The 26,590-nt window shown below is 67.8% G+C and carries 25 protein-coding genes, 1 tRNA gene and 1 pseudogene; 13 read left to right on the plus strand and 14 right to left on the minus strand.

Going from position 1 to position 26,590, the window contains the following annotated elements; all coding sequences use genetic code 11:
• Positions 1-449 (plus strand): iron-containing redox enzyme family protein (locus A5625_RS11425; RefSeq protein ID WP_197516053.1); only part of this gene is annotated, 449 nt, incomplete at its 5' end.
• On the opposite strand, the gene A5625_RS28320 is transcribed toward A5625_RS11425, so the two are convergent.
• The 9 genes from A5625_RS28320 to selD form a co-directional block, all read right to left on the minus strand.
• Positions 385-630 carry a CDGSH iron-sulfur domain-containing protein gene (locus tag A5625_RS28320; protein WP_082984372.1) on the minus strand — a complete coding sequence of 82 codons (246 nt, stop codon included), beginning with the start codon at positions 628-630 and terminating at the stop codon, positions 385-387. The genes A5625_RS11425 and A5625_RS28320 overlap by 65 nt on opposite strands.
• A complete protein-coding gene (locus tag A5625_RS11430; RefSeq protein WP_066993124.1) occupies positions 627-1,316 on the minus strand; it encodes a HemK2/MTQ2 family protein methyltransferase in 690 nt (229 codons plus the stop codon). The genes A5625_RS28320 and A5625_RS11430 overlap by 4 nt, the downstream gene beginning before the upstream one ends.
• Before the next feature lie 109 nt (positions 1,317-1,425).
• Entirely contained in the window at positions 1,426-1,980 is a 555-nt protein-coding gene (locus tag A5625_RS11435) for a type 1 glutamine amidotransferase domain-containing protein (protein WP_066993127.1), read from the minus strand.
• A gap of 32 nt (positions 1,981-2,012) precedes the next feature.
• Positions 2,013-2,426: a malate dehydrogenase gene (locus A5625_RS11440; RefSeq protein ID WP_066993130.1), complete on the minus strand. Its 414-nt coding sequence runs from the start codon at positions 2,424-2,426 to the stop codon at positions 2,013-2,015.
• Between the two features lie 202 nt (positions 2,427-2,628).
• Positions 2,629-3,615 (minus strand): LLM class F420-dependent oxidoreductase, encoded by a 987-nt coding sequence (locus tag A5625_RS11445; RefSeq protein WP_066993133.1) that lies wholly within the window; start codon positions 3,613-3,615, stop codon positions 2,629-2,631.
• Positions 3,616-3,710: 95 nt separating this feature from the next.
• On the minus strand, positions 3,711-4,784 hold the full coding sequence (gene nrfD, locus A5625_RS11450) for an NrfD/PsrC family molybdoenzyme membrane anchor subunit (RefSeq protein ID WP_066993182.1): 1,074 nt from the start codon (positions 4,782-4,784) through the stop codon (positions 3,711-3,713).
• Positions 4,781-5,755 carry a 4Fe-4S dicluster domain-containing protein gene (locus A5625_RS11455; protein ID WP_066993136.1) on the minus strand — a complete coding sequence of 325 codons (975 nt, stop codon included), beginning with the start codon at positions 5,753-5,755 and terminating at the stop codon, positions 4,781-4,783. Before A5625_RS11455 ends, nrfD begins: the two co-directional genes overlap by 4 nt.
• Positions 5,755-9,030 (minus strand): formate dehydrogenase, encoded by a 3,276-nt coding sequence (gene fdh, locus A5625_RS11460; protein WP_156748136.1) that lies wholly within the window; start codon positions 9,028-9,030, stop codon positions 5,755-5,757. The genes A5625_RS11455 and fdh overlap by 1 nt, the downstream gene beginning before the upstream one ends.
• Before the next feature lie 27 nt (positions 9,031-9,057).
• Positions 9,058-10,059 (minus strand): selenide, water dikinase SelD, encoded by a 1,002-nt coding sequence (selD, locus tag A5625_RS11470; RefSeq protein WP_369830003.1) that lies wholly within the window; start codon positions 10,057-10,059, stop codon positions 9,058-9,060.
• A 45-nt stretch (positions 10,060-10,104) separates the two neighbouring features.
• Between selD and A5625_RS11475 the strand changes: the two genes are divergently transcribed.
• The 3 genes from A5625_RS11475 to A5625_RS11485 all read left to right on the plus strand — a co-directional run bounded on the left by A5625_RS11475 (position 10,105) and on the right by A5625_RS11485 (position 13,192).
• Positions 10,105-10,199 (plus strand) — tRNA-Sec (locus A5625_RS11475).
• Positions 10,200-10,217: 18 nt separating this feature from the next.
• Positions 10,218-11,510, plus strand: a complete 1,293-nt coding sequence (gene selA, locus A5625_RS11480; protein WP_066993142.1) for an L-seryl-tRNA(Sec) selenium transferase — start codon at positions 10,218-10,220, stop codon at positions 11,508-11,510.
• Positions 11,498-13,192 (plus strand): selenocysteine-specific translation elongation factor, encoded by a 1,695-nt coding sequence (locus tag A5625_RS11485; protein ID WP_066993146.1) that lies wholly within the window; start codon positions 11,498-11,500, stop codon positions 13,190-13,192. The genes selA and A5625_RS11485 overlap by 13 nt, the downstream gene beginning before the upstream one ends.
• 9 nt (positions 13,193-13,201) lie before the next feature.
• Here the strand turns inward: A5625_RS11485 and A5625_RS11490 are convergent, their stop codons facing one another.
• Complete coding sequence (locus A5625_RS11490; protein WP_066993148.1) at positions 13,202-13,666, minus strand: GatB/YqeY domain-containing protein; 465 nt, start codon at positions 13,664-13,666, stop codon at positions 13,202-13,204.
• On the opposite strand from A5625_RS11490, the gene A5625_RS11495 reads away from it, so the two are divergent.
• Genes A5625_RS11495 through A5625_RS11515 form a run of 5 tightly spaced genes read left to right on the plus strand, consistent with a single transcriptional unit; the run spans position 13,665 to position 19,136 of the window.
• Entirely contained in the window at positions 13,665-15,023 is a 1,359-nt protein-coding gene (locus tag A5625_RS11495) for a hypothetical protein (protein WP_197516054.1), read from the plus strand. The two genes, A5625_RS11490 and A5625_RS11495, sit on opposite strands and share 2 nt — an antisense overlap.
• A gap of 24 nt (positions 15,024-15,047) precedes the next feature.
• Complete coding sequence (locus tag A5625_RS11500; RefSeq protein ID WP_066993151.1) at positions 15,048-15,701, plus strand: DUF4129 domain-containing protein; 654 nt, start codon at positions 15,048-15,050, stop codon at positions 15,699-15,701.
• Entirely contained in the window at positions 15,701-16,840 is a 1,140-nt protein-coding gene (locus tag A5625_RS11505) for a DUF4350 domain-containing protein (RefSeq protein WP_066993191.1), read from the plus strand. The genes A5625_RS11500 and A5625_RS11505 overlap by 1 nt, the downstream gene beginning before the upstream one ends.
• Positions 16,837-17,814, plus strand: coding sequence for a MoxR family ATPase (locus tag A5625_RS11510; protein WP_066993155.1), 978 nt, complete (start codon positions 16,837-16,839; stop codon positions 17,812-17,814). Before A5625_RS11505 ends, A5625_RS11510 begins: the two co-directional genes overlap by 4 nt.
• Positions 17,814-19,136: a DUF58 domain-containing protein gene (locus A5625_RS11515; protein ID WP_066993158.1), complete on the plus strand. Its 1,323-nt coding sequence runs from the start codon at positions 17,814-17,816 to the stop codon at positions 19,134-19,136. The genes A5625_RS11510 and A5625_RS11515 overlap by 1 nt, the downstream gene beginning before the upstream one ends.
• Before the next feature lie 38 nt (positions 19,137-19,174).
• On the opposite strand, the gene A5625_RS11520 is transcribed toward A5625_RS11515, so the two are convergent.
• Positions 19,175-20,167 (minus strand): stage II sporulation protein M, encoded by a 993-nt coding sequence (locus A5625_RS11520; RefSeq protein WP_066993161.1) that lies wholly within the window; start codon positions 20,165-20,167, stop codon positions 19,175-19,177.
• 77 nt (positions 20,168-20,244) lie between these two features.
• On the opposite strand from A5625_RS11520, the gene A5625_RS11525 reads away from it, so the two are divergent.
• Positions 20,245-21,195, plus strand: a complete 951-nt coding sequence (locus A5625_RS11525; protein WP_066993165.1) for an RDD family protein — start codon at positions 20,245-20,247, stop codon at positions 21,193-21,195.
• Here the strand turns inward: A5625_RS11525 and A5625_RS11530 are convergent.
• A complete protein-coding gene (locus A5625_RS11530; protein WP_066993168.1) occupies positions 21,192-21,587 on the minus strand; it encodes a hypothetical protein in 396 nt (131 codons plus the stop codon). The two genes, A5625_RS11525 and A5625_RS11530, sit on opposite strands and share 4 nt — an antisense overlap.
• 188 nt (positions 21,588-21,775) lie before the next feature.
• On the opposite strand from A5625_RS11530, the gene A5625_RS11535 reads away from it, so the two are divergent.
• Positions 21,776-22,510 (plus strand): PadR family transcriptional regulator, encoded by a 735-nt coding sequence (locus tag A5625_RS11535; RefSeq protein ID WP_066993172.1) that lies wholly within the window; start codon positions 21,776-21,778, stop codon positions 22,508-22,510.
• Between the two features lie 23 nt (positions 22,511-22,533).
• On the opposite strand, the gene glpK is transcribed toward A5625_RS11535, so the two are convergent.
• Positions 22,534-24,000: a glycerol kinase GlpK gene (gene glpK, locus A5625_RS11540; RefSeq protein WP_232003606.1), complete on the minus strand. Its 1,467-nt coding sequence runs from the start codon at positions 23,998-24,000 to the stop codon at positions 22,534-22,536.
• Between the two features lie 186 nt (positions 24,001-24,186).
• On the opposite strand from glpK, the gene A5625_RS11545 reads away from it, so the two are divergent.
• Entirely contained in the window at positions 24,187-25,659 is a 1,473-nt protein-coding gene (locus tag A5625_RS11545) for a glutamate--cysteine ligase (protein ID WP_066993175.1), read from the plus strand.
• A 10-nt stretch (positions 25,660-25,669) separates the two neighbouring features.
• Complete coding sequence (locus tag A5625_RS11550; protein ID WP_066993197.1) at positions 25,670-26,338, plus strand: methyltransferase domain-containing protein; 669 nt, start codon at positions 25,670-25,672, stop codon at positions 26,336-26,338.
• Positions 26,339-26,341: 3 nt separating this feature from the next.
• On the opposite strand, the pseudogene A5625_RS11555 reads toward A5625_RS11550, so the two are convergent.
• Positions 26,342-26,590: pseudogene (locus A5625_RS11555) on the minus strand (ergothioneine biosynthesis PLP-dependent enzyme EgtE); the annotation flags it as partial.

Here is a 26,590-nt window from a genome sequence, read left to right on the forward strand (position 1 = left end):
ATCTGCTGTCGGCAGCCGGCCTGGACGCGACGTATTGGGGCTATGTGGACGCGGTGCCCGCCGAGTCCCTGGCGGTGGTCAATCTCATGTCGCTGTTCGGACTGCACCGCTCGATGCGCGGCGCGGCCATCGGCCACTTCGCGTCGACGGAGATCACCTCACCGCCCGGATCGCAACGCATGGTGAAAGCGTTGCGGCGGCTGGGGGCGCCGGCGGCCTGTATCGAGTTCTACAGCGAGCACGTGGAAGCCGACGCGGTGCACGAACACGTCGTGCGGATCGACGTGGTGGGCGATCTGGTCGCGCAGGAACCGACGCTGGAGCCCGACGTGATTTTCGGCATCCGCGCCCATGCCGCGGTCGAAAACCGCTTGGCAGAATGGATCATGACGTCGTGGCAGCAGGGTCAGACGTCGTTGCGGCGGCCGCTGGAGCAGACGACGTCGTGACGCGTCGGCACCTGCGATGGCTGGTGTCGCACAACGGGTAACGGCCGCTGCGGCGGCAGGTACAGATGGCGACCATGAACCGGTCGGATTCGACGACCTCGCCGTTGGGCATCTCGATTCGCACCGGGCCCGATACCAGCACCGGCCCGTTGGGCACTACCTGCACCCGAGTAGCGGTCATCGCTTCTCCGCGCGGATCACGATCAGCTCCTCTTCCCGCCGCCCGCGCGGTATCAGGCCGACTTCCTCCAGCCATGTCGCCCGAGACGACATCACCGGACCGAATGGTATCCATTTGGAGGCAATCACTTTCGCATCCATCCCGGCCCATTTCAGCGCATCCAGCGACTGCTGGACCCCGGACAGCGCCGAATGCACCAGCAGCAGGGATCCGCCGTCGCGCAACAACTTTGGCACCGTCTCGCATAGTGGATCCAGGATCATCCGGCCGTCGATGCCGGCGTTCCAGGCCCACGACGGTCCGGCGGCCGGGCAGATGTCGTCCATCTCGGTGCCGGGCGGGGTGGGCACATAGGGCGGGTTCGACACCACGACGTCGAATGGTGCAGAATCCACCGCGGCCATCCAGGATCCTTCGCGGATGTCGACCTCGACACCGGCCACCGCCGCATTCTCCCGAGCGCACCGTACCGCTTGCGGGCATATGTCGAAGGCCATCGCACCGGAGCATCCCATCGCGGCCGCAGCGATTGCGACATACCCGCTTCCTGTGCACAGATCGAGAACACGCCGGCCCGGTATCAGGCCGGTTTCGTGCATCACATCCACCAGCAACCGGGAGTCCTCTTGCGGCTGGTACACGTTGGGAACGGGTGAGATAGCGGGCTCAGGATACGCGATTGTCACTGTTGGCCTTTCAAGAAAACCTCACACGGATTGCCGCCGGTCAACGGCCTGGGCAGATAATGCCCGCAAACCGCTACATTCAAACGGACCAGCCGAAAAGTCTTGGCCGCTAACCCGCCGTCGCATGCGCGAATTGCTTGAGGATGGTCGCGCAGAATGCCGGGAGGTCTGAGGGCGAGCGGCTGGTGATCAGATTTCCGTCGACGACCACCTCTTCGTCTACCACGTGAGCGCCCGCATTGCGCAGATCCGTTCGGATACTGGGGTACGAGGTCAGCGTCCGGCCCACTGCCACACCGGCTTCCGCCAGCGTCCAGGGGCCATGACAGATGGCCGCGACCGGCTTCCCCGACCCGACGAAATCACGGACGAACGACACGGCAGAGCTGTCCATGCGCAGTTTGTCCGGATTCACCGTGCCGCCCGGAAGCAGCAGACCGTCGAATTCGTCGACCGAGGCGTCGGATACCTTCCGGTCGACGGCGAAGGTGCCGGCCGGTTCGAGATCATGATTCCGTGCCTGGATTTCGCCGTCCTTCAAGGACAGCAACTGGACCTGTGCACCGGCATCCTGCAGCGCCGCACGTGGCTGCTCGAGCTCCACTTTCTCCACGCCGTCGGCGGCCAGGATGGCTATTTTCTTCCCCTGCAATTCATTTGACATCGTCGCTTCCCTTCCTACGATCGGCGATTAAATCAAAGTGCCCGTAACTGCGAAGCGCCTTGTCGAACCCCGTTCCCGGTGGTTCGCAACGCCGTATAAACGTCGAGTCCGGCAATACCGGAAAGTAGTGCGGCCGAGATGATGCCCTGGCGCCGTCGCCCAGGCCCGCGTCCGGCCACCCCCGCGATCAACAACGCCATATCCAGCACATCGCCGGCCACCCGAGTCCATACCAGCTTGGGGGGACCGACCAGCAACGCCGCACCATGTCCGCATTCGCGCGCCCCGAGCGCCCGAATCACACGCCGTGACCGGGTGGTGTCGTCCACACCGGCGATCGCGGCGACTTTCCCCGGCGCTACCAATTCACTGACGCCCAGGCCGAAACTGGCGCCGCTGAGGGTCTTTACGAGTGTGTTTGTGGTGTCACCGTTTTGGCCGCTCATATTGACTCCCCCTGCTTGGCCGGAACGTAACTGCTGCGAGCCGGCAGCATGGCGGCGATCTGCGGGGCCAACACCCGCCAGCACGCTCTGGTCGGTCCACGCTCCCGTCCTACCGACATGCCGGCGCGTTGGTTTGCTGCGCTTCGGTGGCTGCGCTCGACTGCGACCCGGATACCCCGGCGAGAAGTGGTCAAACCTGCGTTCAGTTTGCGGCATCGCGCAGCGCCGCCAGCAAAGGCTGGGCGGCTTCTTTGAGAAACTTTTCCTGGGTTTCTCCGCCGATCTGCACGAGCGCGATGTCGGTGAACCCGGCTTCCCAGTAGGGCCGGACCGCCTCGACGATCTCATCCAGGTCAGGACCGCAGGGGATGGTTTCGGCGACGTCTTCGGGCCGCACGTACTGGGTGGCGCCGGCGAAGCCGGCCGGCGTCGGTAGGTCGGCGTTCACCTTCCAGCCCCCGGCAAACCAGCGGAACTGGTCGTGGGCGCGTTTGACCGCGGTGTCACGGTCGGGATCCCACGACACCGGTATCTGGCCGACCACCCGGCCGCCGCCGGCGAGGTTGGCGGCTTGGCGGGCACCGTGCCAGGCGTCGACGAGTTCTTTCTCGGGCTCCGTCGCGATCAGGTGATCGGCCAGCTTGGCGAACTTGTCCACCGCCCTGGTGCCCCCGACGGCCACACCGATGCCGACCGGAACTTCGGGCACATCCCACAACCGCGCCGAATCGACCCGGTAATAGTCACCGGTGAAGTCCACCAACTGCCCGCCGAAAAGCTCGCGAATGATTTTGATGGCCTCGCGCAACATGTCCTGCCGGCGCGTGACGATCGGCCAGCCCTTGCCGACGACGTGTTCGTTGAGGTTTTCACCGCTGCCCAGGCCCAGAGTGAAGCGGCCATCGGACAGGATCTGCACGGTGGCCGCCTGCTGCGCGACGATGGCTGGGTGATACCGCATCGTCGGGCACGTCACGTAGGTGTAGAGGTCGACCCGTTCGGTGGCTTGTGCCACCGCACCCAGCACTGCCCAGGCGTTTGGCGCGTGTCCTTGTGAAGTGAGCCACGGCGAGAAGTGGTCACTGCACACGTGAAAGTCGAAGCCGCGCTCTTCAGCCGAAACGGCGTACTGGACAAGATCTTTGGGTCCACTCTGCTCGGTCATCAAAGTGTAGCCAAAATTCGTCATGCGTGACGAGTACCCGACTGCATCGAGCGCAAACGAGGCGCGGTTGCGCACCGCTTTACTTCCGCACCCTCCTGCGGTGCGTCGCGCGGGTGCCGTCAGCCCGCGGTGGTGATGGAATCGCCGGTAACACCGGCCGCCCGGCGGGCGGCGAGCCTGCGTTTCTGCGGCTCGATCGTATAGCGGGGGTCGCCTGCCGATTCGATGCCCGCCTCGAAGAAACCGAATCTCAGCATTGCCGATGCGGTCAGCAACGTCAGGCCGGACAAGGCGGCGACACCACGGTGGTGGCCGCCCAGCAGCGCACCCAAACCGCCTGCGGCAGCAAGCCATTCGCTGGCCTTCAGCAGCCGGCCGGGCCTGCCGTGGTGCAGCGGTTCCCTGGTCACCGGGTCCATCCGGTATTCGGTGAACCTGGCCGAGATCAGGTCGCCGATCGCACCGATGACGGCCAGTTTGCGCGCGGGCCCGGCCTCGGCGACCGGCGTGGTGATCATCGCCAACCCCGATCCGGCCAGGCTCGCCGAGCTGACAAACACGAACGGCAGGTCCCGGTATGCCGCGTTCCAGGTCGGGGTCGCGGTGTCGGTGAGCAGCACCGCGGTGTAGACGGCCAGCGGTGCGGCGAACACGGCGGCTTCCAATCCGGCTGGTCCCTCCGCGGCGCGCAGCACGGGGCGCAATGGGCCCAACGGGATTCGCCCGCCGGTCATCCGGTCGACCTCGGCCGCCGCGGCAACTCCCATGCCGGCGGAAAACAAGCTCAGAATCCACGAACCGATGCTCATCGGCGAGGTCAGCTTGACCGTCCGTAGCATGTTGACGAAACGCTCGGGGCGGCCCAAATCCTTCACCAGGGCGACCGCGCCGAGGGCCACCGCGATCAGGGCGGACAGCCTGGTGTTGCGGCGCAATGTGTTTCGGCCGGTGAGCTGCGCGCCGGCCGCCAGCAGACCGGAGCCGCCGGCTACACCGCCCAAAAAGAGGTATGCCGCTACTTCGTGTCCCCATGGCGCCGGTTTGACCACCGGGCGTCCGTAATACGAAGTGAACTCCGCTTCGGGGACCATCAACGACTCGTCGCGGCGGCGCCGCTTGCCGTCACCGCGCCGCCGCCGCTTCCCGCCGGTGGGCTCCGGTGGGCGCAAACTGTCGAATTCCGACGTGCTCATCGGCTCCTCCAGAAGGCCCACACCGCCGCGCCCACCATACCGGCCGCGGCCATGCTCGCCCGCTTGAACATGGTCGGCAGGTCGGCCGTGCAGACCCGCGGGTCGGGCGGCAGGCCGTAAACCTCCGGCTCGTCGAGCAACAAGAAGACCGACCCGATTCCGCCTACGCCGTCGTTCTCGTTGGCGCCGTAAAGCCTTGCCTCGGTGCGGCCTTCGGCGTGCAGCTGCGCCACCCGCGTCCGCGCCTGGTCCACCAGCTCGTCGTGATTGCCGAACTTGATCGACGTGGTCGGACAGGTCTGGGCGCAGGCGGGTGTCTGGTCCTCGACGAGCCGGTCGTAGCACAGCGTGCACTTCTGGGCCACGCCGGTGACGAAATCCTCCTTCGGGCGGCCGGGCCGTTCCACCGGTGTCGCGTAGGTGCCGTCGCTGCGGCGCTCGACCACGCCGAACGGGCAGCCCGCCACGCATGTTCCGCAGCCGTTGCACACGTCGTGCTGCACCACGACGGTGCCGAACTCGGTGCGGAACAACGCGCCCGTCGGGCAGACGTCCAGGCAGCCCGCGTGGGTGCAGTGCTTGCAGACATCCGACGACATCAGCCAGCGGAACTCCGGGGTGTCCGGCGGCTTCGTATCTGCCTGAGCATCTTGGGATCCGGGGATCGCGGGCATGCCCAAACTGACCAGCGCGCGGCCGGATTCACGCGCTTCCTCGATGCGGTCGCGGCCCTGCTCGATGAAGGCCACGTGTCGCCAGGTGCTCGCGCCCAGCGCCCCGGTGTTGTCGTAGGACGAGCCCAACAGTTCCAGATCGCCGTCGCGCGGATTGCGATTCCACTCCTTGCACGCCACTTCGCAGGCCTTGCAGCCGATGCAGATCGAGGTGTCGGTGAAAAATCCCTTGCGCGGCTTGACATCTGACCAACCGGCAGCCGCGGCCGGGTCGGTCGGTCCGCTCAGCTGGCCCATCAGCGCTCCTTCCGAGGCTCGGTGATCCGAATATTGTCCGTCTCCACGGTTACCCCGGCGCGGGACTGGTACTCCTCGATCACCCGCAGCAGCGCCTCGCCCTGCGGACGGCGGCCCGGACGGATGTCGCACGACCCGGCCTTGGACTCCTGGATCTGCACGTTCGGGTCCAGGGTCACGCCGAGCAGATCGTTGGCCGCGTCGCCGCTCACCACCGCGTCACTGCCCACGCCCCAGTGGTACGGCAACCCGATCTGGTGCACGGTGTGTCCGCCGATGACCAGCGGGGTCATCCGTTCGGTGATCAGCACCCGCGCCTCGATCGCCGCCCGCGGCGAGATGATGGTCGCCCACCCATACGGCTCCAGCCCGCGTTCGGCGGCGAGTTCCGGGGACACCTCGCAAAACATCTCGGGCTGCAGCTCGGACAGGTAGGGCAGCCACCGGCTCATTCCGCCGGCGGTGTGGTGCTCGGTGAGCCGGTAGGTGGTGAACACATACGGATAGACCTCCACGCCGGGATCGCCGGCGCTCGGCGCCCAGAGGTTGTCCTTGCGCGGGAACATGATTCGTGACGGATTCTGTTGCTGCGGGTAGAGCGCGTTTGCGACCGGCGACTCCTGCGGCTCGTAGTGGGTGGGCAGCGGACCGTCCACCATGCCCTTGGGCGCGAACAGCCAAGCCTTGCCGTCGGCCTGCATGATGAACGGATCGTCGCCCGCCAATGCATCCGGGCCGCCAACGTCCGGGTCTGGCCGGACATGTGGCGCGCGGTCGACGGGGAAATCGGGCACGTCGTCGCCGACCCAACGGGCCTTCTGCTCGTCCCACCAGATGTAGCGCTTGCGCTCGCTCCACGGCTTTCCGTCGGGGTCGGCCGAGGCGCGGTTGTACAGAATCCGTCGGTCGGCCGGCCACGCCCAACCCCATTCGGACTGACTCGGCGTCGGGCCGCCGAGCGGCGCCCGGCGAGCGGCTTGGTTGACACCGTCGGCGTACACGCCGGAATAGATCCAGCAGCCGCATGCCGTCGACCCGTCGGCCGCAAGTTCGGTGTATCCGGGCACGGGCTTGCCGGCTTCGGGCCCGCTCAGGTAGCAGCCGCTGATCTCGGCCAGCACCGCTGTGGGGTCGGGCTCGCCATTCTCGTCGATCGGATAGTCCCACGTCAGGTCGAGCAGCGGGCGGTCGCGCGGATCGGTCGACCCGGCCAACCGCTGCCTTATTCGGTGGCCCAGTTCAACGAAGAACTGCATATCGCTCTGGCAGTCGCCGGGCGGCTCGACGGCCTTGTGCCGCCACTGCACAAGTCGCTGGGTCTGGGTGAACGAGCCGGCCTTCTCGACGTGCGTCGCCGCCGGGAAGAAGAACACCTCGGTCTCGATGTCCTCGGTTTTCAGCTCGCCCGAAGCGATCTCGGGGCCGTCCTTCCAGAAGGTGGCCGACTCGATGAGGTTCAGGTCGCGCACCACCAACCACTTCAGGTGCGACATGCCCATGCGCTGCATCCGGCCGTGTGCCGATCCGACGGCCGGATTTTGGCCGACCAAGAAGTACCCGTCGACCTCGTCATCGAGCATCGACATCACCGTCTGATACGTGCCGTGCGGCCCGGACAGCCGCGGCAGATAGTCGTAGGCCCAGTCGTTCTCCTCGGAGGCGGCGTCGCCCCACCACGCCTTGAGCAGGCTGATCATGTAGGTGTCCGCGTTGGCCCAGAAACCCTTCTGGTTCTTCGGGCCGACCGCCTCGATGTATTCACTGAACGTGTCGTGCACACCGGCTTTGGGCATCGACAGATAGCCGGGCAGCAGGTTGAACAACGTCGGGATGTCGGTGGAGCCCTGAATGGTGGCGTGGCCGCGCAGCGCCATGATGCCGCCGCCCGGGCGTCCGACGTTGCCCAGCAGCAGCTGCAGAATCGTTGCGGTGCGGATGAATTGGGCACCCAGCGTGTGCTGCGTCCAGCCGACCGCGTAGGCGAAGCAGGTGGTGCGTTCGCGGCCGGAGTTTTCGCTGACCGCGCGGGCGAGGTAGTCGAAGTCTTCGAGGCTGATCCCGCAGACGTCCCTCACCATCTGCGGCGTATAGCGGGCGTAATGCCGCTTGACGATCTGGAATACCGTGCGCGGATGTTGCAACGTCTCGTCGCGCAACACGCGAGCGTGCGGCAACGGTGGACCGCCGCTGCCGTGCACATCACCGGCAGCCCGGGCCGACGCACTGGCCCCGTGCTCGGCGCGCCCCTCGTCCTCTTCTTGCCCCGCGTAGGCCCAGGTCGACGGGTCATACTGTCCCGTCTCGGCATCGAAGCCGGAGAACAACCCGCCCAAATCCTCTGAGTCACGGTAATTTTCGTTGATCAGGGTGGCCGCGTTGGTGTACGCGACGACATACTCCTTGAACCACAGGCCGTTGCTTATTACATGGTTGATCAGCGCGCCCAACAGTACGACGTCGGAGCCGGCCCTGATCGGGACATGCTTGTCGCACACCGCCGAGGTGCGAGTAAATCGCGGATCGACGTGAATCACCTTCGCGCCGCGGGCTTTTGCCTCCTCAACCCACTGGAATCCCACCGGGTGACACTCGGCCATGTTGGAGCCCTGGATGATGATGCAGTCGGCGTTGGCCATGTCTTGCAGTGTTTGGGTGGCGCCACCGCGCCCGAAGGAGGTCCCCAGACCGGGAACCGTGGCGCTGTGTCAAATACGAGCTTGGTTCTCGATCTGAATGGCGCCGGCGGCGGTGAAGAGCTTTTTGATGATGTAGTTCTCTTCGTTGTCCAGGGTGGCGCCGCCGAGGGCGGCGATCTTCATGGTGCGCCGCAGCGGATGGCCCTTCTTATCAATGTCCTGCCAGGCGTGGCGGCGGGCCTCGACGAACCGGTCGGCCACCATGTCGATGGCGGTGTCGAGATCCAGCGACTGCCATTCGGTCGCGCGCGGGGCGCGGTAGAGCATCTTGGTCTGCCGCCCGGGTGAGTTGACCAGTTGCTCACTGGCCGAACCCTTGGGGCACAAGCGCCCCCGCGAGATCGGCGAGTCGGGATCGCCCTCGATCGCAACGACCTTCTCGTCCTTGACGTACACCTTCTGGCCGCAGCCCACCGCGCAGTACGGGCAGATGCTTTGCACGACCCGGTCGGCGGTGGTGGTGCGCGGGGTCAGCGTGCGGGTGTGTTTGGAGGTCACCGCCGCACCGCGGCCGAGCTTGTCGGTCGACCGCAACTGGCGCAGGACGGGCCATTCCAGAAACACTTTGCGCAGGGCCATGTCCACACCCTAATGCGATCGGCGCGATCAGCGCACCACGATGGTGTGCTCGCCGCGCGGGATCAGTTCGCCGATGACGGGCGCCCCCGGAATCTCTCCGGCGATCAGCAGCCCGCCGGAGGTCTGCGCGTCGGCGAGCAACAGGGCGTCGTCCTGGCTCACGGCGGACAAGTCGATGTGCGGTGCCACCCAGTCGAGGTTTCGCCGGGTGCCCCCGCTGAGGTATCCGGCCGCCAGCGCCTCGCGCGCGCCATCCAGGTAAGGCACCGCCGCCGAGTCGAGCACCGCCGTCACGCCGCTGGCCCGGGCCAGCTTGTGCAGATGTCCGAGCAAACCGAAACCGGTGACGTCAGTTGCACATTCGACGCCGGCCGACACCGCGGCCGCAGCCGCTTCGGCGTTCAGCGTGGTCATCACGGCGACCGCCTCTTCGAAGCGCTCACCGGTGGCCTTGTGCCTGTTGTTCAGCACGCCGACACCGAGCGGCTTGGTCAGCGACAGCGGCGTTCCCGGCTTACCGGAGTCGTTGCGCAGCAAACGATTTGGATCCGCAATTCCGGTGACCGCCAGCCCGTATTTGGGTTCGGGATCATCGACGCTGTGCCCGCCGGCCAGGTGGCAGCCGGCCAGGGCGCACACGTCCAGCCCACCGCGCAGCGTCTCGGCGGCCAGCTCGAACGGCAGCACATCGCGCGGCCAGCCCAGCAGGTTCACCGCGACCACCGGGCGTCCGCCCATGGCGTAGACGTCGGACAGCGCGTTGGTGGCCGCGATCCGGCCCCAGTCGTAGGCGTCGTCCACCACCGGGGTGAAGAAGTCCGTCGTCGCGATCAGCGCCGTACCGTCCTGGATGCGCACCACCGCGGCGTCGTCGCCGTTGTCCAAACCCACCAGCAACTCTCCCAGCGGATCGCGCGGTGGGTTGGCGCCCAAGCCGCGGACCACGTTTTCGAGCTCACCGGGCGGGATCTTGCAGGCGCAACCGCCGCCATGGGCGTATTGAGTCAGTCGGTATGTCACGGCGTCCATGGTGCCCGTGCCGGAGCGACTGCGACAATTGGCGCCATGGCTCAAGGAGGCGTGCCCGGTCTGGTGACCGGCGCGGTCTTCAAAACCGTCGAACGGCAGACGCTGCCGCTGGCGGGTTCGATTCCCGTCCGCCTCCGCCATACTCTTCCGGGCCCGGCATGACTGACCCGCGCCGGCGGGTGCCGGGCACCGACACACTGCTCGCCGATCCGCGCCTGGTAGAAGCGCAGCGGGTGCTGGGCCGCGCATTGGTGAAGTCGGTGATCACCGCGGCGCAACAGCGGGCACGCGCCGGGGAGATCGCGCCCGAGCAGGTCGCCGAGCACGCCGTCGCCGCGCTTCCCGCCACCGCCTCGAGCCTGCGGCCGGTCATCAACGCCACCGGCGTGGTGGTGCACACCAATCTGGGCCGCGCCCCGCTGTCGCGGGCCGCGCTGGATGCGGTGGTCGCCGCCGGCGGCGCCACCGACGTCGAGTTCGACCTGGCGACGGGCCGGCGTGCGCGCCGCGGCCGGGGCGCGCTGGCCGCGCTGGCGGATGCGGTCCCGGTCGCCGGCGGCGTGCACGTCGTCAACAACAACGCCGCCGCGCTGCTGTTGACCGCCATGACGCTGGCGCCCGGCCAGGAAATCGTGCTCAGCCGTGGCGAACTGGTGGAAATCGGTGACGGGTTCCGCATCCCCGAGCTACTGGAATCCACCGGATCGCGGCTGCGCGAGGTCGGCACCACCAACCGCACCAGCCTGCGGGACTACACCGAGGCGCTCGGGCCGCAGACCGGTTTCGTGCTGAAGGTGCATCCGTCCAACTTCCACGTCAGCGGGTTCACCTCGGCCGTCGATGTCGCGACGCTGGCGCCGGAACTGCGCAAGCACGACCTCCCGCTGGTGGTCGACATCGGTTCCGGGTTGTTGTCGCCGCATCCGGCGCTGCCCGACGAGCCGGATGCGACGTCGATGCTGGCCGCCGGTGCCGACCTGGTGACCGCGAGTGGGGACAAACTGCTCGGTGGGCCGCAGGCGGGGCTGCTCTTCGGCGGCGCCGAGCTGATCGAGCGGATTCGCCGCCACCCTGCGGCGCGCGCCCTGCGGGTCGACAAGCTGACGTTGGCCGCACTGGAAGCGACGCTGCTGGGGCCGTCTCCGCCGGTGGCGCAGGCGCTGGCCGCCGATGTGGCGCTGCTGCGGGCCCGGGCCGAAGCGCTGGCCGCCGGGCTGCCCGGAGCCGTCGCGGTGGACTGCGTTGCGGCCGTCGGCGGCGGCGGGGCGCCCGGCGTCGAATTACCCAGCGCCGCGGTGAGCCTGCCCGAGTCCTACGCCGCCGCGCTGCGCACCGGCAGCCCGCCGGTCGTCGGCCGCCTGGAGGGCGGCCGGTGCCTACTGGACCTGTGCACGGTGCCACCCGAGGACGACGAGTTGCTGGCCGCGGCGGTACGGGCGTGTTCGTCCTAGCCACCGCCGGGCACGTCGATCACGGTAAATCGACTCTGCTGCAACGGATTACCGGCATGTGGCCGGATCGGCTGGCCGAAGAACAGCGGCGGGGCCTGACCATCGACCTGGGCTTCGCGTGGACCGAGATCGAGGGCCGGCAGCTCGCCTTCGTCGACGTGCCGGGCCATGAGCGGTTCGTGGCCAACATGCTCGCCGGCGTCGGCGCGGTCCCGGCGGTGATGTTTGTGGTGGCCGCCACCGAAGGTTGGATGCCGCAGTCCGAAGAGCATCTCGCGGCGCTGGATGCGCTCGGGGTCCGCCATGGGCTGCTGGTGATCAACAAGGCCGACCTCGCCGATCCCGGTCCGGCCATCGCGCAGGCGTCGGAACGCCTTGCCGCCACCTCACTTGCCGGCAGTCCCGTCGCGATTGGCACCGACCTCGACCGGGTGCGCGCCGAACTGCTGGCGCTGACCGACCGGCTGCCCGTGCCGGACCCCGGCGCCGACGTGCGGCTCTGGATCGACCGCAGCTTCACCGTTCGGGGCTCGGGCACCGTCGTCACCGGCACGCTGGCCGCGGGCACGGTACGGGTGGGCGACGAACTCGAGCACGCCAGGCGGCTCGTCACCGTCCGCGGCCTGCAATCGTTGGGGCGCGTTGCGGACGCGGTGGGCCCAGTTTCGCGGGTCGCGCTGAATCTGCGGGCCATCGACCGCCACGACATCGGCCGCGGGGACACCGTGCGCACGCCCGGCGCGTGGCTGGACACCACCGAGATCGACGTCGCCCTGCGATCCGCCGACACTCTGCACCGCCAGCTCGTGCTGCACATCGGGTCGGCGGCCGTGCCGGTGCAGGTGCGCCCGTTGGGGCCGGTCGCGGCGCGGTTGCGGCTGGCCAGGCCGCTGCCGTTGCGGGTGGGAGATATCGGCTTACTCCGCGACCCCGGCCAGCACCGGATCGCGGCGGGAATCGAAGTGCTGGACGTCCGCCCACCCGGGCTGCGCCGGCGCGGCGCGGCGCGGATTCGCGCCGAAGAGCTGGCGACGGGCCGGGTCCGGGCGCCCGACGTCGCGCGAGCGGCCGATCTGCGCGCGATGGGTCTGCCGCCGCGCGGGCAGCAGGTGGGCGACTGGGTGGTGGATCCGCAGTGGTGGGCGGCGCGGCGCGAGGACGCGACGGCGGCGGTGGGGCGCTGGGCGAGCGAGCACGACATCGCGGCGGGAATGCCGCTGGAGACGTTGCGCCAGCAGGTTGGGCTGCCCGCGGCCGAGCTCATGCCGACGTTGTTGGAGGGCACCGGCTTACAGGTATCCGACGGGCTGGTCCGCTTGCCCGGGGCGGGTCTGCCGGCGCGCGTCGACAAGGCGGTGAGCGCGGTACAGGAGTGGCTGGCCGCCGAGCCGTTCCGGGCGCCCGAGGCCGATGAGCTCGCCGAGCTGAAGCTGGGGCCGCGCGAGCTGGCCGCGGCGGTGCGGGCCGGGCGGCTGACCCGGATCGCCGACGGCGTGGTGCTGGGCCCCGACGCGCTGGACCGTGCCGCCGTCGTGCTGGCAACGCTGCCGCAACCATTCACCGTCAGTGAGGCGCGCCGCGCGCTGGGCACCACCCGGCGGGTGGCGGTGCCATTGCTCGAGCAACTCGATGCCCGGCGCGTGACGCGCCGTGGCGACGACGGAACCCGGGTGCTGATCTGACCCGGCTGGCTACAGGCGCTCTTTGACGGCGGCGGAGAGGCGGGCGCCGTCGGCCTTACCGGCCGCGATCGCGGTGGCGGCCTTCATCACCATGCCCATCTGCTTCATCCCGGGCCGCTCACCGATTTCCTCGGCGACCTGCGCGATCGCGGTGTCGGCGACGTCGGCCACCTCGGCCTCGGTGAGGGGGGTGGGCAGGTACTCGTCGATGATCCGGCCCTCGGCGTGCTCGTTGGCGGCCAGCTCTCCGCGACCGTTCTGGGTGTAGATCTCCGCGGATTCGCTCCGCTTGCGGGATTCCTTGGCCAGCACCTTGATGATCTCTTCGTCAGTGAGGTCTTTGGCCTGCTTGCCGGAAACTTCCTCGGTTTGGATAGCAGCTAACAGCATCCGCAGGGTGGCCGTTCGCAACTTGTCCTGCGCCTTCATCGCCGTGGTCAGGTCCGCCCGGAGCCGGGATTTGAGTTCCGCCATGCCTGAGACGCTACGCGCCGGGCAGGGGGGCGACGTTGTGAAATACCCCGACCGTCGACAGGATGGAGCCCATGACGATCGACGCGCCCGGCTGCAGGGCTGGTTTGAAGGGCCGCTGCACTCGGTGAGCGCGCCGCCGCCTGGTTATCCGGCTGGTCCGCCACCGGCATACGGCCCACCACCTGAATATGGCCCACCCGCGGCGTACGGCCCGCCGCCTGGATACGGGCCGCCAGCCGGCTACGGGCCCCCACCCGGTTACGGACCACCACCCGGTTACGGACCACCACCGGGCTTCGGGCCCCCACCCGGCTACGGGCCGCCGCCCGGTTACGGATCGCCATTCGGCTATGGGTCGCCGCAGCCTTTCGGCACACCCTCGGGTTACGGCCCCGTCAAACCCGGCATCATCCCGCTGCGGCCACTGACCCTCGGCGACATCTTCAACGGCGCCGTCGGTTATGTCCGGGCCAATCCGAAAGCGACGTTAGGTCTGACCGCGATCGTCGTGGTGATCATGCAGATCGTCACCAAGGTCGCCTTTTTCGGCCCGCTGGCCGCCTCGGACAGGTTCACCAGCGACCAGCCCGGCGAACTGAGCAAGGGGGTGCTGGGCGCCTGGTCGGCCTCGGTTGGCGGCGGCCTTCTGGTCGGCTGGCTAGGCGGCATGCTGTTGTCCGGCATGCTCACCGTCATCGTCGGGCGGGCAGTGTTCGGCTCACCGATCACCATCGGTGAAACCTGGGTCAAGATCCGCGGCCGGCTGCTGGCCCTGCTTGGTCTGGCCCTGCTGGAGGCCGTCGTGCTGGCGGCGCTGGTCGGGCTGGTCGCGGTGTGCATCGGCGTGCTGGCGGCGATCGGCAATGCCGCAGCGGCCGTGGTGTTGGGCATTCCGCTGGGGCTGGGCGTCCTCGCGTTGCTGGTCTTCCTGTACACGGTGGTGTTGTTCGCCCCGGTGCTGATCGTGCTGGAGCGGCTGCCCGTCATCGACGCGGTCACCCGATCGTTCAGGCTGGTGCGCAACGGCTTCTGGCGGGTACTGGGGATCCGGGTGCTCGCGTTCGTGGTGACCTCCGTGGTCGCCAATGCCGTCGCAGTGCCGTTCAGTATCGCCGGCCAGTTCCTTCAGATCTCCTCGTCCGGTACGGCTTTTCTGGTCAGCACGGCGGTGCTGTCGGTGGGCGCCGCGATCGGCGAGATCATCACCGCGCCGTTCAACGCGGGCGTCATCGTCCTGCTCTACACCGACCGCCGGATGCGCGCCGAGGCATTTGATCTGGTGCTGCAGAGCGGAGCAGCCCAGGGGCCGTATGCGGCCGCGTCCACCGACAACTTGTGGCTGACGCGGCCCCTGTAGCGGCCGAGCGAGGACTAGCTGAGGATGCCTTCCATCGACATCGACCGCGAGGCCGCACATCGCGCCGCCCAGGACGAGCTCAACAAACCGATCTACTCCAAGGGCTCGGCGCGCGAACATCTCGTCGACTGGCTCAACGATGCGATCTACCGGCTGTTGCAGAAAACCTCCTCGATACCGGGCGGATGGTTCACTGCGACAGTGCTTTTCGTCCTGCTGGCGATCGCGGTGATAGTGGCCATCCAGATCGCGCGGCGCACCATGCGCAGCCGCCGCGGCGGCGACTACTCGCTGTTCGAGGCCGCCCAACTGACCGCTGCCCAGCATCGCGCGACAGCGGAGAACTATGCGGCCGAGGGTGATTGGGCCGCCGCGATTCGGCACCGGCTGCGCGCTGTCGCACGCCAGCTCGAGGAGACCGGAGTGCTGACGGCGGCCCCCGGCCGCACGGCCAACGAGCTGGCCCGCGACGCAGGCGCCGCATTGCCGCATCTGGCCAACGAATTAGTGCAAGCTGCAACGGCTTTCAATGACGTCACGTACGGCGAACAACCTGGGACCCAGCCCGCCTTCCAGATGATTGCCGACCTGGACGACCACTTGCGGACCCGCTGGCAGGGCGGTCCGCTCGAGCCGGGCCAGCCCGCCGCGCACGACTCATGGGCGCAAGTGCGGTGATGGCGACGATTACCGGCGCCCGTCCCGAAACCGCGCCATCGCGCCGGCGCGCGTGGCGCTGGGTGCTGGTCACGCTAGTGGTGCTCGCCGTCATCGCCGGCGTCGACGCGTATCTGAGCGCGCCGCGGCCCGGCGCACGCATGGACCCCGCGTCGACCGGCTCCGACGGTGCCCACGCGCTGGTGGAGTTGCTGCGCGGCGCCGGGGTCGACGTCGTGGTGGCCGACAACATCGCCGACGTCGAACACGCGGCTCGCCCCGACGCGCTGATCCTGGTCGCCCAGAGCCAGTACCTGACCGACACGCTGCTGGACCGGCTGGGCAACGTCCATTCGGATCTGCTGCTGGTGGAACCGACCACCCGCACCCGCGAGGCGCTGCTGCCGGGCGTGCGCGTCTCCGAAGCCGACGGTTTTGATCTCGACCCGAATTGCACTCTGCGCGAAGCCGTTCGCGCCGGGCCGGTTCGGTTCGGGGCGAGCCGCACCTACGAGGCCAAAGACGGCCGGGCGATGACCCGCTGCTACGACGGCGCGCTGATCCGGTTCCGCAACGACGGACGAACCATTACCGCGGTCGGCAGCACCGACTTCATGACCAACGGCGGCCTGCTGCGAGCGGGCAACGCCGCGCTGGCGATGAACCTCGCCGGTGACCGGCCCCGGCTCATCTGGTACGCGCCGCACCAAGTTGAAGGTGAATCGTCAGCCAGCGCATCGCTTTTCGAGTTGATCCCGCCCAACGTGATCTGGATCCTCTGGCAGCTGGCGCTGGTGGTGCTGCTGGTCGCCATCTGGAAGGGACGCCGGCCCGGGCCACTGGTGGCCGAGGAGTTACCCGTGGTGGTGCGTGCGTCGGAGACCGTGGAGGGTCGCGGCCGGTTGTACCGGTCCCGGCGGGCGCGAGATCGGGCGGCCTCGGCACTGCGCGCCGCCACCGTGGCGCGGCTGCTACCGCGGCTGGGCCTGGGCGCGGGGGCTTCACCGGCGGCGGTGGTGACCACTGCGGCTCAGCGCATCGGGGCCGATCCGGGGTTCGTCTCCTACCATCTGTTCGGTCCGCCCCCGACGACCGACAACGACCTGTTACAACTTGCCCGTGCGCTCGACGACATCGAAAGGCAGGTCGCACACCCGTGACTCAACCCTCTACCGCTCAATCCCCCACCGCTGAATCGGCACGCGAGGCACTGCTGGCGTTACGCAGCGAACTCGCTAAAGCCGTCGTCGGCCAGGAGGGCGTGGTCAGCGGCCTGGTTATCGCGCTGTTGTGCCGGGGCCATGTGTTGCTGGAAGGTGTTCCGGGAGTGGCGAAGACGCTGTTGGTCCGGGCGCTGTCCGCGGCGCTGCAGCTGGAGTTCAAGCGGGTGCAGTTCACCCCCGACCTGATGCCCGGCGATGTGACGGGTTCACTGGTGTACGACGCGCGCACCGCCGCGTTCGTGTTCCGGCCCGGCCCCGTTTTCACCAACCTGTTGCTGGCTGACGAGATCAACCGGACCCCGCCCAAAACCCAGGCCGCATTGCTCGAGGCGATGGAAGAGCGCCAGGTCAGCGTCGAAGGCGAAGCCCAGCCGCTGCCGGACCCGTTTATCGTTGCGGCGACCCAGAACCCGGTCGAATACGAAGGCACCTATCAGCTGCCCGAGGCTCAGCTGGACCGCTTTTTACTCAAGCTGAATGTGACGCTTCCGCCGCGCGACGCCGAGATCGCGATTCTGCACCGGCACGCGCATGGCTTCGATCCTCGCGATCTGTCGGCGATCAAACCGGTGGCCGGGCCTGCCGATCTGGCGGCCGGGCGTGACGCCGTCCGAAACGTATTGGTGGCCGATGAGGTGCTGGGCTACATCGTCGACATCGTCGGGGCCACCCGCTCGTCCCCCGCGCTGCAACTGGGTGTGTCTCCCCGTGGGGCGACCGCCCTGCTGGCGACCGCGCGTTCCTGGTCCTGGCTGTCCGGCCGCAATTACGTCACGCCGGACGATGTGAAGGCGATGGCCCGCCCGACGCTACGGCACCGGGTGATGCTTCGACCCGAAGCCGAGCTCGAAGGGGCCACGTCCGACGGCGTGCTCGACGGGATTCTGGCGTCGGTTCCGGTGCCCCGCTAGTGATTCTGACCGGACGCACCGGGCTGGCCGCACTGATCTGCGTCCTGCCTATCGCGGTGTCACCTTGGCCTGCAACGGCTTTCGTGGCTCTGCTGGTTGCTCTGGTGGCTCTGGTGGTCGTTGACATCGCGCTGGCGGCCAGTACCGCCAAATTGCGCTACCTCCGCTCCCCAGATCGCTCCGCCCGGCTCGGGCAGCAGGCGGAATCTGCGCTGTTGATCCACAACGACGGCCGCCGCCGATTTCGCGGCCAGATTCGCGACGCCTGGCCGCCCAGCGCTGGGGCGCAACCGCGGGTCTACCCGGTGAACATCCCCGCCGGGCAGGATCAGCACGTCCTGACCCGGCTCCAACCGGTTCGCCGCGGTGATCAGCGAGCGACGGTGGTCACCGCGCGATCGATCGGGCCGCTGGGGTTGGCGGGACGACAGGGCTCGCAATCGGTGCCGGGGCGGCTGCGGGTGCTGCCGCCGTTCTTGTCCCGCAAGCACCTACCGTCCCGGCTTGCCAAGCTGCGCGAGATCGACGGCCTGCTGCCCACGCTGGTGCGCGGCCAGGGAACCGAATTCGATTCGTTGCGTGAGTATGTCGTCGGCGACGATGTGCGCTCGATCGACTGGCGCGCTACCGCGCGTCGCGCCGATGTGGTGGTGCGTACCTGGCGCCCCGAACGCGACCGGCGGGTGGTGATCGTGCTCGACACGGGTCGTACCGCGGCGGGGCGCGTCGGCGTCGATCCCACCGCCGCCGATCCCGCGGGCTGGCCGAGGCTGGACTGGTCGATGGATGCCGCGCTGCTGTTGGCGGCGCTGGCGTCGCGGGCCGGCGACCATGTGGACTTCCTCGCCCACGACCGGGTGAGCCGCGCCGGGGTGTTCGGTGCCTCGCGCACCGAATTGCTCGCCCAGCTGGTCGACGCGATGGCGCCGCTGCAACCGACGCTTGTCGAATCTGATTGGCGAGCAATGGTTTCCGCTATCATGCAGCGGGCCAGGCGGCGGTCACTGGTGGTGCTGTTGACCGACCTCAACCCGGCCGCCCTCGACGAGGGACTGTTGCCCGTGCTGGCGCAGCTGTCGGCCAAACATCACCTGCTGCTGGCCGCGGTGTCCGACCCTCGAGTCGACCGAATGGCCGCCGGGCGTTCGGATGCCGCGGCGGTGTACGACGCGGCGGCCGCCGAACGCTCCCGCAATGACCGCGGCGCGATCGCCACGCGGTTGCGCCGCAGCGGGGTGGAAGTCGTCGACGCGCCGCCGGCCGAACTGGCGCCCGCACTTGCCGATCATTATCTGGCGATGAAAGCGACCGGGCGGCTGTAAACACCGGTCACGAAGGCAACATCTGCGCGTGGCGCCGGTCACCCGGTGGGGACCACGTCCGGCGCGTCTTCGATATCACCGCTTTCGCCGGCCCGCACGCCGCGGCGGCCGAAGTACACGACGTAGCACAAGAACGCCACCTCGGCGATGATGCCGATACCGACCCGCACGAACGTCGGCAATGGCGATGGCGTCACCAGCGCTTCGATCAACCCGGACACCAGCAGCACCGCCACCAGTCCCACCGCAACCGAGACGACGGCGCGTCCCTGTTCGGCGAGCACCTGGCCCCGGGGCCGGTCTCCGGGCGATATCACCGACCAGCCCAGCCGCATTCCTGTTGCGCCCGAGAGGAATACCGCCGTGAGTTCGAGAAGGCCATGCGGGGCAAGCAGACCCAGCAGCAGTGCGCCCTTGCCGGCCGGAAACATCAGCCCGGCGATGACGCCCAGATTGGCGGCATTTTGAAACAGCACAAAGGGAATCGGCAGTCCCAGCACCACTGACAGGGCGATGCATTGAGCCGACACCCAGGAATTGTTCACCCAGATCTGCAGCGTGAACGCGGCGGCCGGATGTTCGCTGTAGTACGACTCGACATCGTGGTTGATTAATTGCTCGATGTCACCGGGCGTTCCGATCGCGGACTGCACGTCCGGGTTGCCGGCGACCCACAGCGCCATGATCACGACCACGGCGAAGAATGCCGCCGCCGTCGCCAGCCACCACCGCCAGGTGCGGTACGCGACAACCGGGAACGACACCGTCCAGAACCGGATGAAGGCACTGCTCAATGGCGCATGGGCACCGGTCACCGCGGAACGGGCCCGCGCGACCAGGCTCGACAGGCGGCCGATCAACACCGAATCCGACGACGCCGAGCGCAGCATCGACAGGTGGGTGGACACCCGCTGATACAGCTCGACAAGTTCGTCGATTTCCGCGCCGGACAGCGACCGGCGCCGTCCGATCAACCGGTCGAGGCGGTCCCAGGTCGGGCGATGGGCCAGCACGAATGCATCGACATCCACCCTGGGCAGCCTAATCGCAGCGGCGGCAATACAAAGTGCGGCCGGCCACACCCGGCCAACCTGTACCGTTCGAAGTTATGTCGGAGGTGGTGACCGGGGACGCTGTGGTGCTCGATGTGCAGATCGCCCAGCTGCCGGTGCGAACGCTGAGCGCGCTGATCGACATCGTGGTCATCGTCATCGGTTATCTGCTCGGGTTGATGCTGTGGGCCGCCACCCTGACCCAATTCGACACCGCGCTGAGCAATGCGGTCCTGCTGATATTCACGGTGCTGGTGATCGTCGGCTATCCGCTGATCCTCGAAACGGCAACGCGGGGACGCTCGGTGGGCAAGATCGCGATGGGGCTACGCGTCGTGTCCGACGACGGCGGCCCAGAACGCTTCCGCCAGGCGCTGTTTCGCGCCCTGGCATCGCTGGTGGAAATCTGGATGCTGTTCGGCAGCCCGGCCGTCATCTGCAGCATCTTGTCGCCCAAGGCCAAACGAATCGGCGATATCTTCGCCGGCACGGTGGTGGTCAACGAGCGCGGACCACGGCTAGGCCCCCCGCCGATGATGCCGCCGTCCTTGGCATGGTGGGCGTCATCGCTGCAGCTGTCGGGTCTGTCCGGCAACCAGGCCGAGGTCGCTCGCCAATTCCTCGCCAGGGCACCGCAGCTCGACCGCCAGCTTCGCCTGCAGATGGCCTATCGGATCGCCGGTGACGTGGTCGCCCGCATCGCGCCGCCGCCACCGCCCGGTGCCCCGCCGGAGCTGGTGCTGGCCGCCGTGCTCGCCGAGCGGCACCGGCGCGAACTGGCCCGGCTGCGCCCGGTCATGCCCGGGCCGGGGCAACCCCCGATGTGGCCGGCGCCGTGGCCACCGACCGGTGGCGCATACCAGGGCTGGCCCAGTCCGCCGCCGGGAGCGGTACCGCAGCCGCCACAACCGGGCGTCGGTTGGCCGGGACCGCAAGCGGGCCGACCCGGCATGGCGAACCCTGGCACGCCGGATGCTTTCCCGGCCGGATTCTCACCGCCGCACTAACCGGCCACACTCGCCGCCATCAGGACGACGTCGGCCACCAGCAGCGCCCATCCGAACAGCGGAACCGCTATGCCACTGCGGTATTTGGCGGTGAAGAACGAGATCACGATGACGACAACGGCAACCGCGGGCGCCCCATAGAACGCGACACCGAAATTGATCCCGCCCTGGCCTAGTTGGCCACAGCTGCGGTCGCTACAGCCGGCGGTGCTCATCACCGCACCCAGCGCGAACAGCATCACCAGTGCCGCGGCAGGCACCGTACCCAGCGCGAGCCCCCAGTTGACCCACGGCCAGGCGTAGCGGCGCCCGGCGCTGTCGGGTCGGCCGAAGGCGGCCACGCGAGCAGTCCCGCTCCCGACCGTGAAGTTGTTGTATGCGTATGCGTCCATCTCATAGATTTTCCCCCGTTTGCCGCACGCAAACCGCGCAGACGACGAAGCGATTCCAGTTTGTCGCAGGTCAGTGACATTCCGCCGATATTTTCCAACATATTCCGTTGCATCACGTAAGTTGCCGATATATCGTGATGTTTCGGAGCGTGCGACCAGTGCGCAACCCTGAACGTAAGGACATACACATGAGCAACCCATTCACTCCCCCCGAGGGTCCATTCGCCGGCCGGCCGGGATTCGGCTTCGGGCCGGGCCCGGTTGACCGGCGCGCCCTGCACGAGGCACGGCGCCAGGCCCGACGCGACTTCCGCGAGCACCTACGCGATCACGCCGGCGGCCCCGAGGGCCCGCTCGGCTTCGGTCGCGGTTTTGGTCCGGGCTTCGGTCGAGGCTTCGGTCCGGGTTTGGGCGCGGGCTTTGACCCGGGCTTCGGCTTCGGTCCCGGCCGCGGGCGCGGCGGATGGCGCCGTGGCGGACCGGGTCGCGGCAAGCGCGGTGACGTGCGAGCGGCCATCTTGAAGCTGCTGGCCGAGCGGCCGATGCACGGCTACGAAATGATCCAGCAGATCGCCGAACGCAGCAATGGACTTTGGAAGCCGAGCCCCGGCTCGGTCTACCCGACGCTGCAGTTACTCGACGACGAGGACCTGATCACCGCGAGCGAAACCGACGGCAGCAAGAAGCTTTTCGAGCTGACCGGAGAGGGCCGCGCGGCAGCCGAAAAGATCGAGACCGCACCGTGGGACGAGATCACCGAAGGCGCCGACCCAGGCCACATGAATCTGCGGGCGGCCGTCGGACAGTTGTTCGGCGCGATCGGGCAGTCCGCCTACACCGCTTCCACCGAGCAACAGCAGCGCGTCATCGACATCCTCAACAATGCGCGGCGCGAGATCTACGGCATCCTCGGCGAAGAATAGGCCCCAGAACAGCGGACCCTGGATCAGGTTAAATCGACCCAATCCAGGGTCCGCTGCACCGCTTTGCGCCAGCCCGCATAACCCGCGGCGCGCTGCTCGTCGTTCCAGGCCGGTGACCAGCGCTTGCCCTCTTGCCAATTCGCACGCAGGTCGGCCGGATCTGCCCAGAACCCCACCGCCAGCCCGGCCGCGTAGGCGGCGCCCAGCGCGGTCGTCTCGGCGACCACCGGGCGGACCACGTCCACACCCAGCACATCAGCCTGGATCTGCATACACAGATCGTTACCGGTGACACCGCCGTCGACCTTCAAGACCTCAAGGTGCACACCGGAATCCGCCGCCATGGCGTCCACCACGTCGCGGCTCTGATAACAGATCGCCTCCAACGTTGCGCGGGCCAGGTGCGCGTTGGTGTTGAACCGCGACAGTCCGACGACCGCGCCCCGCGCATCAGAGCGCCAGTAGGGGGCGAACAATCCGGAAAATGCGGGGACGAAATACACTCCGCCGTTGTCGTCGACCTGACGTGCCAGCGATTCGCTTTGGGCGGCACCGCTGATGATGCCCAGCTGATCACGCAGCCACTGCACGGCCGCACCGGTCACCGCGATCGAACCCTCAAGTGCGTACACGGGTTTGGCGTCGCCGAACTGATAGCAGACGGTGGTCAGTAACCCGTTGTCGGACCGCACGATCGTCTCGCCGGTATTGAGCAGCAGGAAATTCCCGGTGCCGTAGGTATTTTTGGCCTCCCCCTCAGACAGGCACACCTGGCCGACCATCGCCGCGTGCTGATCGCCGAGCATGCCGGTGATCGGTATCTCGCCACCGGCGGGTCCGGTCTCGGCCGTCGCGCCATAGGGCTGCGGCGACGACGACGGACCGATCTTCGGCAGCATCGCACGAGGGATGGAGAAGAACGACAGCAGTTCATCGTCCCAGTCCAGCGTCTCCAGGTTCATCAGCATGGTTCGGCTGGCATTGGTGACATCAGTGGCGTGCACGCCGCCGCGCGGCCCGCCGGTCAGGTTCCACAACACCCAGGTGTCGGCGGTACCGAACAGAGCGTCGCCGCTTTCGGCGGCCGCGCGCACCCCGTCGACGTTCTCCAGGATCCATTGCAGCTTGGCGCCGGAGAAGTAGGTGGCCGGGGGCAGGCCGGCCTTGCGGCGGATCACGCCACCGCGACCGTCGCGTTCGACTGCCGATGCGATCCGATCGGTGCGGGTGTCTTGCCACACGATCGCGTTGTAATAGGGCCGCCCGGTCTTGCGGTTCCATACCAGCGTCGTCTCGCGTTGATTCGTAATACCCAGCGCGGCAATGTCTTTCGGTTCCAAGTTGGCCCGGTTCAACACCGACGTCAGCACCGAGGAAGTGCGCTCCCAGATCTCGACCGGGTCGTGCTCCACCCAGCCGGCTCGCGGCATGACCTGTTCGTGCTCGAGTTGATGGCGAGCCACTTCGGCACCCTGGTGATCGAAGATCATGCAGCGAGTGCTGGTGGTCCCCTGGTCGACGGCGGCGACGAACTCGGCCAACTGCACTCCTTTACCCGTGAGCTCGGACACGTTTGCGTCAAAAGTCCATCATGGTCTACCCGCCGGGCAGACGAGGCGGCAACTGGGACGCGTGAGAGCTTGCGTTACGGGCGGTAACCCTGTTGCATCTGCGTTGTGGGCGAAGAGGTCAAGCGCACCACGTACGACAGCGCACACCGCCGGGAATACCGGCGCAAGGTACAGCTGTGCCTGGACGTCTTCGAGACGATGCTCGAACAGTCATGCTTCGAATCCGAGCAGCCGCTCACCGGCATGGAGATCGAGTGCAACCTCGTCGACGCCGGCTACCAGCCGGCGATGTCCAACCGCAACGTGCTCGACGCCATCGGTGATCCGGCGTATCAGACCGAATTAGGCGCCTACAACATCGAATTCAACGTGCCGCCGCACGCGCTGCCCGGACACACCGGGCTGGATCTCGAGGCGGAGGTGCGGTCCAGCCTGAACGAGGCCGAGACCAAGGCCACCGCCGCCGGCGGCGCCCACATCGTCATGATCGGCATCCTGCCCACGCTGATGCCCGAACACCTGGACCAGGGCTGGATGAGCGAATCGACGCGATACGCCGCCCTCAACGACTCGATCTTCACCGCCCGCGGCGAAGACATCCCCATCGACATCTCCGGGCCCGAACCGCTGAGCTGGCACACGGCCACCATCGCGCCCGAATCCGCCTGCACCAGCATGCAGTTGCATCTGCAATTGTCACCGGAGACGTTCGCTGCCAACTGGAATGCGGCGCAGATCGCGGCCGGCCCGCAGCTGGCGCTCGGCGCCAATTCGCCCTTCTTCTTCGGGCACCTGCTGTGGGCGGAAACGCGTATCGAGCTGTTCACCCAGTCCACCGACACCCGGCCCGAGGAGCTGAAGTCGCAGGGCGTCCGCCCGCGGGTGTGGTTCGGCGAACAGTGGATCGACTCCGTTCTCGATCTCTACCGGGAGAACATCCGCTATTTCCCGTCCCTGCTGCCCGAGGTGTCCGATGAAGACCCGATCGCCGAGTTGGCCGCCGGGCGCATACCCCAACTTTCCGAACTACGCCTGCACAACGGGACCGTCTACCGGTGGAACCGTCCGGTGTACGACGTGGCCGACGGGCGCCCCCATCTGCGGCTGGAGAACCGGGTGTTGCCGGCCGGCCCGACCGTCGTCGACATGCTGGCGAATTCGGCCTTCTTCTACGGCGTGTTGCGCAGCCTCTCCGAAGCGGACAACCCGCTGTGGGGGCGGATGAATTTCGATGTGGCAGAAGCCAATTTCCTGGCGGCGGCGCGGCACGGCATCGACGCCCGGCTGCGCTGGCCCGGACTGGGCGAGGTGACCGCACGCGAACTGGTGCTCAACACACTGCTGCCCATCGCCGACGAGGGATTGCAGCGCTGGGGAGTCGACGCCGAGGTCCGCAACCGGTTCCTCGGGGTCATCGAGGGCCGGGCCCGGACGGGGCGCAACGGTGCCAGCTGGCAGGTGTCCACGGTGCGACGCCTACAGGACGACGGCATGAGCAGGCCCGCCGCGCTGGCCGAGATGCTGCACCGGTACTGCGACCACATGCACTCCAACGAGCCGGTGCACACCTGGGAGTAGGTTGGAAACCATGTCGTCTGACCACGTAATGGACTGGGACAGTGCATACCGCGAACAGGCCCATTTCGAAGGCCCGCCGCCGTGGAACATCGGCGAGCCACAACCCGAACTGGCCGCGCTGATCGCGGCCGGCAAGTTCCGCAGCGACGTATTGGATGCCGGATGCGGAGTCGCCGAGCTGTCGTTGACGCTGGCCGCCCAGGGCTACACCGTGGTCGGCATCGACCTCACCCCCACCGCCGTCGCGGCGGCGACCAAAGCGGCGGCCGACCGCGGCCTGCCCACGGCTACTTTCGTACAGGCCGACATCACGTCGTTCACCGGCTACGACGGGCGGTTCGCCACCGTGGCCGACAGCACGCTGTTCCACTCGCTGCCCGTCGAGGGACGCGACGGCTACCTGCGCTCGGTGCACCGCGCGGCGGCCCCGGGAGCCAACTACTTCGTGCTGGTCTTCGCCAAGGGCGCCTTCCCCGCCGAATGGGAAGCCAAGCCCAATGAAGTCGATGAGGACGAATTGCGTGACGCGGTGAGCAAATACTGGGAGATCGACGAGATCCGGCCGGCCTTCATCCACGCCAACATTCCGCCGGTCCCCGACGGTCCGCAGCACGACCGCGACGAGAAGGGCCGGATGAAGATGCCGGCCTACCTGTTGACGGCGCACAAGGCGGGTTAGCTCTCAGGCAGATGTCGCGGCGGTCGCGGCGATGAGCGCCTCGGCGAACGTCTCCAGCTGGTCGGCCGTGATATCGACGTGCGGCGAGATCCGCAGCACCGGTGCGGTCAGTTCCAGCGGCGCGCGCTGCACCCCGGCGAAAGTGGTCAGAATCCGGCGCTCGGCGAGCAGCCAGGACCGCACCGCCTGCGGGTCGGCCCCGTCGTTCGGTGCCAAAGTGGTGATGGCGCTGGGTTCTTCGACTTCTTCGAC

Source organism: Mycobacterium sp. 1465703.0 (assembly GCF_001672975.1).
In the GTDB taxonomy this organism is placed as follows: domain Bacteria; phylum Actinomycetota; class Actinomycetes; order Mycobacteriales; family Mycobacteriaceae; genus Mycobacterium.

Coding starts and splice junctions, on each gene's coding strand:
- A5625_RS11500 (WP_066993151.1), top strand. CDS start 15,048: ATGCCTTCCATCGACATCGACCGCGAGGCCGCACATCGCGCCGCCCAG.
- nrfD (WP_066993182.1), bottom strand. CDS start 4,784: ATGAGCACGTCGGAATTCGACAGTTTGCGCCCACCGGAGCCCACCGGC.
- A5625_RS11495 (WP_197516054.1), top strand. CDS start 13,665: ATGCCTGAGACGCTACGCGCCGGGCAGGGGGGCGACGTTGTGAAATAC.
- selA (WP_066993142.1), top strand. CDS start 10,218: ATGACTGACCCGCGCCGGCGGGTGCCGGGCACCGACACACTGCTCGCC.
- A5625_RS11445 (WP_066993133.1), bottom strand. CDS start 3,615: ATGACGAATTTTGGCTACACTTTGATGACCGAGCAGAGTGGACCCAAA.
- A5625_RS11535 (WP_066993172.1), top strand. CDS start 21,776: ATGAGCAACCCATTCACTCCCCCCGAGGGTCCATTCGCCGGCCGGCCG.
- A5625_RS11490 (WP_066993148.1), bottom strand. CDS start 13,666: ATGGCGGAACTCAAATCCCGGCTCCGGGCGGACCTGACCACGGCGATG.
- glpK (WP_232003606.1), bottom strand. CDS start 24,000: ATGATCTTCGATCACCAGGGTGCCGAAGTGGCTCGCCATCAACTCGAG.
- A5625_RS11505 (WP_066993191.1), top strand. CDS start 15,701: ATGGCGACGATTACCGGCGCCCGTCCCGAAACCGCGCCATCGCGCCGG.
- A5625_RS11435 (WP_066993127.1), bottom strand. CDS start 1,980: ATGTCAAATGAATTGCAGGGGAAGAAAATAGCCATCCTGGCCGCCGAC.
- A5625_RS11440 (WP_066993130.1), bottom strand. CDS start 2,426: ATGAGCGGCCAAAACGGTGACACCACAAACACACTCGTAAAGACCCTC.
- A5625_RS11525 (WP_066993165.1), top strand. CDS start 20,245: ATGTCGGAGGTGGTGACCGGGGACGCTGTGGTGCTCGATGTGCAGATC.
- A5625_RS28320 (WP_082984372.1), bottom strand. CDS start 630: ATGACCGCTACTCGGGTGCAGGTAGTGCCCAACGGGCCGGTGCTGGTA.
- selD (WP_369830003.1), bottom strand. CDS start 10,059: ATGGACGCCGTGACATACCGACTGACTCAATACGCCCATGGCGGCGGT.
- A5625_RS11550 (WP_066993197.1), top strand. CDS start 25,670: ATGTCGTCTGACCACGTAATGGACTGGGACAGTGCATACCGCGAACAG.
- A5625_RS11455 (WP_066993136.1), bottom strand. CDS start 5,755: ATGGGCCAGCTGAGCGGACCGACCGACCCGGCCGCGGCTGCCGGTTGG.
- A5625_RS11530 (WP_066993168.1), bottom strand. CDS start 21,587: ATGGACGCATACGCATACAACAACTTCACGGTCGGGAGCGGGACTGCT.